This window comes from uncultured Subdoligranulum sp. (assembly GCF_937890665.1).
The window spans coordinates 1-9,815 of record NZ_CALADU010000261.1; the positions used below are offsets into that span (position 1 = coordinate 1).

General features: G+C 56.7%; 8 protein-coding genes. 7 read left to right on the top strand and 1 reads right to left on the bottom strand.

The features are described from left to right. From Q0526_RS14510 to Q0526_RS14540, 7 genes are all read left to right on the top strand, one after another. On the top strand, positions 1 to 422 hold a 422-nt coding region (locus Q0526_RS14510), incomplete at its 5' end, for an FAD-dependent oxidoreductase (RefSeq protein ID WP_298735040.1). Positions 423 to 694: 272 nt separating this feature from the next. After that, positions 695 to 1,825 (top strand): metallophosphoesterase, encoded by a 1,131-nt coding sequence (locus tag Q0526_RS14515; RefSeq protein WP_298735043.1) that lies wholly within the window; start codon positions 695 to 697, stop codon positions 1,823 to 1,825. A gap of 133 nt (positions 1,826 to 1,958) precedes the next feature. Continuing rightward, positions 1,959 to 2,771: a tyrosine-type recombinase/integrase gene (locus Q0526_RS14520; protein ID WP_298735046.1), complete on the top strand. Its 813-nt coding sequence runs from the start codon at positions 1,959 to 1,961 to the stop codon at positions 2,769 to 2,771. 171 nt (positions 2,772 to 2,942) lie between these two features. Further along, on the top strand, positions 2,943 to 3,749 hold the full coding sequence (locus Q0526_RS14525) for a hypothetical protein (protein WP_298735049.1): 807 nt from the start codon (positions 2,943 to 2,945) through the stop codon (positions 3,747 to 3,749). Positions 3,750 to 3,894: 145 nt separating this feature from the next. Continuing rightward, complete coding sequence (locus Q0526_RS14530) at positions 3,895 to 7,434, top strand: LPXTG cell wall anchor domain-containing protein (protein WP_298735052.1); 3,540 nt, start codon at positions 3,895 to 3,897, stop codon at positions 7,432 to 7,434. Between the two features lie 174 nt (positions 7,435 to 7,608). After that, the gene (locus Q0526_RS14535; protein ID WP_298735055.1) at positions 7,609 to 8,604 is read left to right on the top strand and encodes a 2-hydroxyacid dehydrogenase; all 996 of its coding nucleotides are present in this window, start codon (positions 7,609 to 7,611) and stop codon (positions 8,602 to 8,604) included. A gap of 69 nt (positions 8,605 to 8,673) precedes the next feature. After that, positions 8,674 to 9,045, top strand: a complete 372-nt coding sequence (locus tag Q0526_RS14540) for a RidA family protein (protein ID WP_298735057.1) — start codon at positions 8,674 to 8,676, stop codon at positions 9,043 to 9,045. Positions 9,046 to 9,203: 158 nt separating this feature from the next. Here the strand turns inward: Q0526_RS14540 and Q0526_RS14545 are convergent. Next, positions 9,204 to 9,815 (bottom strand): DUF4368 domain-containing protein (locus Q0526_RS14545; RefSeq protein WP_298735059.1); only part of this gene is annotated, 612 nt, incomplete at its 5' end.

Here is a 9,815-nt window from a genome sequence, read left to right on the forward strand (position 1 = left end):
AGCACGCCGAGGAGGAAGGCATCATCTTCAAGACGCTGACCAACCCCGTGGAAGTGCTGGGCGACGAGAACGGCTGGGTCAAGGGCATGACCTGCGTGGAGATGGAACTGGGCGAGCCCGATGAATCCGGCCGCCGCCGTCCCATCGTCAAGGAGGGCAGCGAGTTCACGCTGGACGTGGATACCATGATCATGGCGCTGGGCACCAGCCCCAACCCGCTGATCCGCTCCACCACCCCGGGTCTGGATGCGGACCGCCCCGGCTGCATCATCACCAACGGCCCCGACGGCCTGACCAGCCGTCCCTTCGTCTACGCCGGCGGCGACGCCGTCACCGGTGCGGCCACCGTCATTCTGGCCATGGGCGCTGGTAAGGAAGCGGCCAAGGCCATCGACAAGGCCATCAAAGAAAAGGAACAGTAAAAGCTGCTTTTTATATCCCGCGCCTGCCCGGCGCGGGATTTTTTGGCGCTACGCTTGCAAAAGGGGGAACAGTCCCGCACGGCGGTGTCTGCCGGGCCTATTCCCCACGCTTGGACTCCCCCTCGACAAAATGGGGTGCCAAATCGCGCACTCGTCGATTCTCTCCTTGCACACAATTTGCCACCCCATTTCCCTGTATGTGTCTGCGTCGTCGGCGCATGTCCGCCGACGCAGACGGTGTTTAGAATTTGGCCCCGCGGGAGGGGGCTTGCATGTATCATCCGTTTTTTCAGTTCTTTCTGCCCCGGGTGGGGCAGGTGGCGCTGGCCGGACTGCTCTATTGGAACTTTTTGCAACTGCCGCCGCTGGCATGGCTCAGTCCTTGGCCGCTGCTCTACTATGGCCTGCCGCTGGTGCTGGTGGCAGTGCTGGCGTGGGTCAGCCGTGACCCGCTGGGGCTGGGCATCGTGCTGGTGGGCTACCTGACCGCCCTCTACTGCGTGGGCAACGCACTGGGGCTGGCCGCCCGGCTGGCGGGCGGGCCGGTACAGACCCTTTGGCGGATGCTTTGGCTGGAGGGCATGACCCCGTGGCTGCTTACCGCCATTGTGTGGTGGTGGGGCCGACGGCGGGCGGTGCGGCTGGCCACCACCCGGTATGCCTTGACCACCGCCAAACCCCTGCCCGGCGGAGAGCTGCGCATTGTGCAGCTCAGCGACCTGCACCCCAACCCCCAAGCTGCCATGCACCGGGGGCGCATCCCCGAACTGCGCCGCGCCGTGGAGGCCTGCCGCCCCGACCTGCTGGTTCTCACGGGGGACATCTTCGATGAGTTTACCCAGCCGGAAGAGTTTGCGGCTTTCTGTGACTTTTTCGCCGCGCTGCAGGCCCCCTTGGGCAAATACTATGTGCTGGGCAACCACGACCTGTTCCACCATTGGCAGGAACCCAGCTTTGACCGGGCTGCGCTGGAACAGGCCATGGCCAAGGCGGGGGTGCGCCTCTTGGAGGACACCGCCGTAGTCACCGGCGGCATTCGCATTGTGGGCCGCAAGGACTACCTCTACACCGGGGGACGGCGGTTTTCGGCGGCGGAACTTCTGCCCGGCGGCCCGGATGACTGCTATACGGTCTGGCTGGACCACGAACCCCGGGATTTCCAGAATGCCGCGGCGGCGGGGGCCGACCTGATTTTGAGCGGCCATACCCATGGCGGGCAGGTCTGGCCTGCGGGGGCGGTGGGCATGGCCGCCCGCAACGAGCGCAACTATGGCCGCAAAGGGGTGACGCCCTCCTGCACGGCCATCGTCAGCGGCGGCACCGGTACGTGGGGCTACCGGCTGCGTACCCAAGGACGCACCGAGGTGGTCTGCATCACGGTGACCCAGCGCCCCGCTCCCTGACAAATACGACAAAATCGCCCGCGCTGTTTGGCGCGGGCGATTCTTTTGGGTCGGAAACTTCTGACACGGTGTTCATTTTTTGCCGGAAAGAGGGTACACTAGAGGGAAGAAGCGGAAAAGGGAGTGATGATGTATGACACTGGAAGCCTATCGTGCATGGATGCAGGCCCGGGAATACAGTGCCGGCACCATGGAAAAATACAGCCGGGACGTGGAACGGTTTTTCCGGGAGACCGGCGCCCCATCGGTGCCCCCCAAACAGGCGGTGGCCGATTGGCGGGACAGTTTGGTGGCCCGGGGTTACTCGGTAGCCAGCGTCAACGCCATGTTGGCGGCGGTAAACGGCTATCAGGAATTTTGCGGCAACCCGCAGGGCAAAGCCAAACCCCTCAAGTGCCAGCACCGGGTCTTTTGCGATGCCAACCGGGAGCTGACCCGCAAGGAATATTTCCGTCTGCTGGAAGCCGCCCGCCAAAGCGGCGCCAAGCGCACCCTGCTGGTGCTGCAAACCCTTTGCGCCACCGGCATCCGGGTGTCGGAACTGGCCTATATCACGGCGGAGGCCGTTCGCCGCCGTCGGGCCGCCATCCGCTGCAAGGGCAAATGCCGCGAGATCCTGCTGCCCAGCCAGCTTTGTAAGCGGCTGGAACGGTGGTGTACCCGGCAGCATATTCATTCCGGGCCGGTGTTCCTGACCCGCAATGGCCGCCCGCTGGACCGGGTCACCATCTGGAAAGAAATGAAGGCCCTGTGCAAACGGGCGGGTGTGTCGGAAAAGAAAGTCTTTCCCCACAACCTGCGGCACCTGTTTGCCAGAACCTTCTATGGAATCGAAAAAAATCTCTCGAAACTGGCAGACCTGCTTGGTCATTCCAGCAAAGGCGCACGAAATACGTTGGGCAGACAAAAGTCTGTCCGACAGATTTCGTGCGTCATTTTTTGCTGAAACCGACAAAATAGCAGTAGAGTGCTTGCTTTTCAGCACCCCTTGTGCTACCATAAGTACGTGGTTTTTTAAGTAAAGGGGGTAGTCTGCGCCTTTGCGGCTGCCGGCAAAGAAGCCCTTTGCAACAGAACCGTACTTTTGTTAGAAGCACCGGAAAAGGAGGGGAGGCCCGTGGAAGAAAAGCGGGAAATCTTGCCGGGTTATCCCATTGAGGAGTACATCCAAGGTCCTGACAGTGCCGATTGGAACAACGATACCCGCGCCAGCTATCGCCGCATTTTGTATGAATTGCAGGCATATCTGGAAAATCAAGGCCCGCCCACAGAAAAAACGCTGCGCCAATGGCAGCAGGATCTGCAGCAAAAGGGCTACCGCCAACATAGCGTCAATATCCGCATTTCGGCGGCAAACAACTATTTCCGCTGGTGCGGTCGGTATGACCTATTGATGCATCATCACCGGGCGGCTTCCGCTCCGGCACCGGAACTGACCCGGGCAGAGTATCTGCGGATGCTGCGCGCCGCCCGAAGCCGCGGCCTGCACCAGCTTTATCTGCTGGTCAAGGTCTTTGCCGTGACAGGGCTGCCGCTGCAATGTCTGGATCAGGTCACCGTACAGGTGGTGCGCGACGGCAATGCCTCGTTGGACTGCCACAACAGCCGCTTTGCGTTCCGCCTGCCCGAAACGCTGCGCCGCGAACTGCTGGATTATATCGAAGAAAAAGGTCTGGCGGTGGGGCCCATTTTTGTGACCCGCAGCGGTCGTCCCATCAATCGCTCTAACCTGTGCCGTAAAATGCAGGAGCTCTGCCGCGAAGCAGGGGTCCCCGAAGAAAAGGGCAATCCCCGCTGCCTGCGCAATCTCTGCCGCACGACACAAGATAACTTGTACGCCAATCTGGAACAGCAGCTCCAACAGGTCTACGACATGATGCTGCAGGCTGAACAGGAGACCGCCGGTTGGCGCGCCGGGGCCTGATGCCCCACACCCATTTTTGGTAGGAACGTCCGGCCTCCGGACGAACCGATATACCCGCAAACACCAAGGCAAAAGGAGGAACTTTGTAAATGCGAACAGGCAAAAATGGTTTCCGCCGCATTACAGCGATGCTCTGTGTGCCAGCATGATGCCCACCGCTGTATTCGCGGAAGGAAACCCCGACGTCGACGAGGCAACAAAGCCTACTACGGCTGTGTCGCAGACGGACGGAACTGATCTCGGGGACAGCACCGGTGCCACCCAGACCGATGACTCGGAAGTGGATACCGTCACCACCGATGGCGATACCACCGATGGCGATACCATTGATGGCGATACCACCGAACCCACCAACGACACCGAAGAGTCCGAAAAGGTAGATGGCTCTGAGGATACCGACGGCACGGATGTGGTCGATGGTGAAAATGAGACCGAAATTACCGCAGAAGATAGCGAAGCATACAGTGCGAATGATGCCGCACAGCCCGCTGCGGCACCGAAAGGTGGTTTTGAAACGGGCACTAGTGAAGACGGTGTTTTTTCGGTTGAGTTTTTTAGAGGGACAATCTCTTCGACTGATCTTACGGTTATTGCGGTCGATGAAGAGAATGAAGTTATCGATACACTGCATCTCGGCGATGTATATGCTTCGACTGCAACAATGACGGTTGCACTGACCGACGAGAGTAAAGCCGTGTATGAAATCACTGATGTAAGCGGCGGCGACGGCGTATACATTCTTGATTGGAACGAAGACTTCAAGGATGGTCAGAGCGTAACCTTTGGTTGGGCGGATACGCTGGAAGGAATCAAATACGGCACTGGTACCATCTATGTGCATATGAAAGCGGCTAGCCATGTGCTGAATCTGCAAAACGCGGACAAGGACATCGACCTTGGTACCATTCTCTGGAAAGAGGATGGAAATGCCTACCAGCGCACGACCGTAGAAGCGTATTTGAACTATGAGCTTGTTTATCGAGCCGAAGATTTGCCCATTGCCAATACGGGCCGGAACTTTATTCTGGATGTAAACGATGGGTACTATTTTGACACAGTTGGGCTGCAAAATATTAAGTATAGTTCCGACATCGATGGACAGAGCTTTAGCTATGCGGCGCCGTACACGCGACTGACATTTAATGTTGTGCCGTCGAGCATTGTTCAGGGAAATAACGTCGTCAAGCTATATTTCTTTGATTACAGCGATGCAACCAAGGTAGACTTTAACCGTCGTGTCGATACGGTGGATGTGTCGAAGTTCAACCACCCCAAGGCTTGCGAAAACATGGTGATTTCCTTTGAAAGCAAGGGGAAAACCTATTCTTTCTTGTATGAAGATTGGGACTTTGTAGCATTGCCGCGGAATACCCAAATTACCATTAGCCCGAATATTGCGGAAGGCTACTATTTTCAGTACTGGAATTGCTTTGACGCGGCAGCACCGCATAACTCCATGTACAGTATTTTGGAGGATGGCACCTGGCAACTGGAGGGAGATGGAACCGCCTTCTATGGCCTGCTGTCTCTGACTAAGACGTTGGGACTGGATTTCCACGAAAATGATTACCCCAATATGTCCATCTACCTGTGCATGACACAGGGTAAAGAGAATAACGATAAAGAAATCCTGTATAATTCGAATTATCCGGAAGAAGCGGAACTGACGGACGAAACGTACAGCCAGTATTATTACAATGATGGCGTCATTGCCCGCGGTGTGCGTATTTTGGACGATATGTTCCAGCCTGAAGGCTACGAACTACTTTACTGGACAACCAATAAAGACGGCAGCGGCGACATTTATATGCCGAACGATTTGTATGGAAATAAAACAAGTTGCGGCGACCTGACCCTGTATGCACAGTGGAAGAAGATCGGTGAGCCGGAGACTCCGCCGCAGAAGCCGGACGACCCGACGGTGGAGGCATTGCTGAAAGACGCCGTCACGGTTCAGTGCACCAATAGTGAAGCCACTCACGACGAAACGGAAAAAATCTACGACGTATTGGAAGACTGCTATGAAGTCAGTGATGTAAAAGGGAATGCCACTGGCGGTTACACCGTGGATGTTACCGTTTTGAAGAGCGTTTATCTGGCAGCTTTCAATGACGATACGGGCATCAAGCATACGTTGGATCCCGTAACGCAGAACGACCCGGTTATTACGCTGCGCTATGTGGCCGAGTCCAAAACGTGGGAAGTTGACAGCAAGACTCCGGTCCCGGTCATTATTACTGTTACCTGCAAAGATGCAGTGAAGGCCGATATCATTGTCACCCCCGAAAATCTGACCATCTACCGCGGCGGTGAAAAGACAGAGGAAACCGGCAGCAATGTGAATATTGTGAATGGAGAAGGCAAGGAGCTGGAAAATGACGGCTCTCTGCCGGAAATCGGCTTCTCGCTGCAGTTGTCCACGGAGCTGAATAATCGGCTGCGTAATAATCTGGGCGTGGAGTCCGATACAGTGCTGGATCTTTCCGACTACATTACCCTGACCGCGAAAACCACTAGCGGCCAGACCCTGATCTGGGATCTGACTCCCTATGGAGAAGGCACCAGTGCCACCAACGCTGAGACCGGGTACTACATCTACAAGATCGTACCCACGGACGACTCTGATGGTGCGAAACTGAACGTTTCTTTCCGCGACAAAGAAGGCAACTATGTCGGCACCGATGACTTTGACATTCAGGATCATGGCACGTTGGCCGAAACTTACACCATGATGATCTATGGCGATCGTGTCGATGCTTCTACGCTGTATGCCACCATCACCTACGACAACGGTAAAACCGAGACGGCCAGCGTACAAGGTGCGGAAGACCCCGCGACGTTGACGGTTCGTTACACCAACGAGGACGCAACGGTCACGCAGTCCTATAATACTGTGGCGGAGGCCTCCAAGGCGGAGGATGGCAACAACCAGTCCCAGTTGACTAAGTCGGCTTACATGATCCGCGGCAATGCGGACCACTTCATGGTCAACAACAGCGACGTACAGGTCGATGGCCAGCATGTCTCGCTGCTCTTTGACGATATCGCCGAGACCACGGATACCCATTATGCCGATACGCTGAACAAGAAGGCCATCGAAGCTGTCAAGCAGGAGGATTCCGACGTAGACACCAGCAAGCTCAAGACCGAGGCAAAATACCTTGACTTGGTGGATGCCACCAACGGCAACGTCTGGGTAACCACCGGGAACAAGCAGGTCACTATCTACTGGCCCTTCCCCGAAGGAACCGACGCCAGCACCACCTTCTATGTGGCGCACTTTGACGGTCTGGACCGCGACAAAGATGTGGCAGGTATGACCACCGAAGTGAACGATGCCACCGCAACCTTGATGAATGTCAAGACCGACCAGTACGGCGTCTACTTCACCACCAGCAGCTTCTCGCCCTACGTGCTGGTATGGGATACCACTACGACTTCCGGCGGTGGCGGCAGCCATGGCGGCGGTGACGGCGGTACCACCAACAATAACAACAACACCAACAACAATACCACCACGGTCAATGTGACCAGCACCGCTGTTGCGCAGCCGCAGGCTACCACGGCGGCAATCCCCCAGACCGGCGACGCTATGCCGGTGGGTCTGCTGGGCGGTTTGGCAGCGGCTGCCGCTGCTGGCTTTGCAGCACTGTTTGTGATCCGTAAGCGCAAGCAGAACGGCTGATTGTTCCGCAGCACATTTTCCAAGGCATTCTGAGCCGGAGCCCCGTAAGGGCTCCGGCTCTTTTTTGGTTTCTGCCTGCCAAATGTTGTCAAAACAACGTACAGGACGGCCTCGATGGGGTATAGTGGGGAGGCTGAACGCACATACTACCCCAAAAGGAGGCACCGCCCTGTTATGAAGATCATTTTTTACGGTACGCGGGACTATGACCGCCTGTACTTTGAACTGTTGGCAGCCGACCCGGAATATGGCTGCACCATGAAATTTTTGGCCGCCAATCTGGACGTGGACACCGCTCCGCTGGCCGAGGGCGGCGACGCCGTCTGTGCTTTTGTGAACAGCGATTGCTCCGCCCCCGTGCTGGAAGCGCTGGCCAAGGTGGGCATCCGGCTGTTGCTGCTGCGCTGCGCCGGGTTCAATAACGTGGATCTGGAAGCCGCCGCCCGGCTGGGCATCACGGTGCTGCGGGTGCTGGGGTACAGCCCCGAGGCCGTGGCCGAACACGCCATGGCGCTGGCCCAAGCGGCCAACCGACGCATCTGCAAGGCCTATATCAAGGTACGCAACAACAACTTTGCGCTGGACGGTCTGCTGGGCCACACGCTGTACGGTTCCTGCGCGGGCATCATCGGCACGGGACGCATCGGCGCGGCCATGGCCCGCATCTGCCACGGCTACGGCATGACCGTGCTGGCCTATGACCAGTACCAGAACCCCGAACTGGAGGGCATCGTCCGCTATGTGGAGCTGGGCGAACTGCTGCGGGCGGCCGATTTGGTTAGCCTGCATTGCCCCCTGAACGCCGACACCCATCACCTGATCAACAGCGCCACCATCGCCCTGATGCGGGATAACGCCATTCTTGTCAACACCAGCCGGGGCGGCCTGATCGACACCGATGCCCTCATCGACGCGCTGCGCCACCGCAAATTTGCCGGGGTGGGTCTGGACGTCTACGAGGATGAAGATGGGCAGGTGTTTGAGGATTTCTCGGACGATGTGCTCCACAACGAGGTGGTGCCGGTGCTGCTGAGCTTCCCCAATGTGGTCATCACCAGCCATCAGGCCTTCTTCACCCGCACAGCGCTGCAAAGCATTGCCATCACCACGATGGAAAACGCCCGGGCCTTTGACCGGGGCGAACCCCTTGTGAACGAAGTCAAGGCCTGACGGGGCTTTTCTTTTGCCACGGGATGCGGTACAATACAGACAGAAATTCCCCAAAAGGAGTGGTTTGTAATGAAACGTATCGTCACCGACAAGGCCCCCGCCGCCCTTGGCCCCTACGTGCAGGCTGTGGATACCGGCACCGTCGTCTATTGCAGCGGCCAACTGGGTCTGGACCCCGCCACCAACACGCTGGCCGACGGCGTGGCTGCCCAGACCCGCCAATCCCTGCAAAACCTGCAGGCGGTGCTGGCGGAAGCCGGGTTGGATCTCTCCCATGTGGTCAAAACCACCGTCTTTGTGCAGGATCTGGCGGACTTTGGTACCGTCAATGAGGTCTATGCCGAACTGTTCGGCGACATCTACCCCGCCCGCAGCTGCGTACAGATCGCCGCGCTGCCCAAGGGCGGTCTCGTGGAGATCGAGTGCATCGCCGTGCGGTGAGAACCGTCAAAAGGGAGGTTCGGATTCAGCGGCTGCGCCGCGTCTCCTGCATGGCCGGGTTGCGGTGCCCGCCTCAAAAGGCGCCCCTTACAACGGTGCTCATAAAACAGTAAAATTAAAAAATCCCGATTTTCGGGGAGAAAACGGCGTGACTTCGGTTACGCCGTTTCTCTTTGCGTCAATAAACTCAGCGGAATAAAACCTGCACCATCATAATAGATTTCGATTTTCTGCTGACGTTTACCCGAAGATTTATCCGGTGCGCTTACATAAATAGCACTGACCATATCTCGCAGAGCATCCGGTGTCAGCGAATCTAAATCCTGATAGTGTGTTGCTTTTCGGATAAACTTTTCCAGCCGTTCACTCTGGTGCTCTTGATCTTCAATGCTCTTCTGAAGCTCTACAGCGTCCATTCTGAGTTTTTTCTGTTCCTCCTCATAATTTGCACTCATCATAGAGAAACGTTCATCAGACAGCTTTCCTTTTGTATTATCCTCATAAATCTTCACGAACAGCCTGTCCAACTCTGAAATTCTCTTTTCAGCCTGTGTAAGCTGTTTTTTCCATGCCTGAATCTTTTCCTTGCTCTCCATGCTCATACTTTCCTGAACAACTGCACGGAAGTGAGCTTCATAGCGGAGGATATAGCTGATGACTGTTTCCATGTGCATCCACACCATATCTTCCAAAACGACTGCTCGGATATAGTGGGATTTGCATTTTTCATCGTTTTTACGATGTGTGGAACACTCGAAGAAATCCTGTCT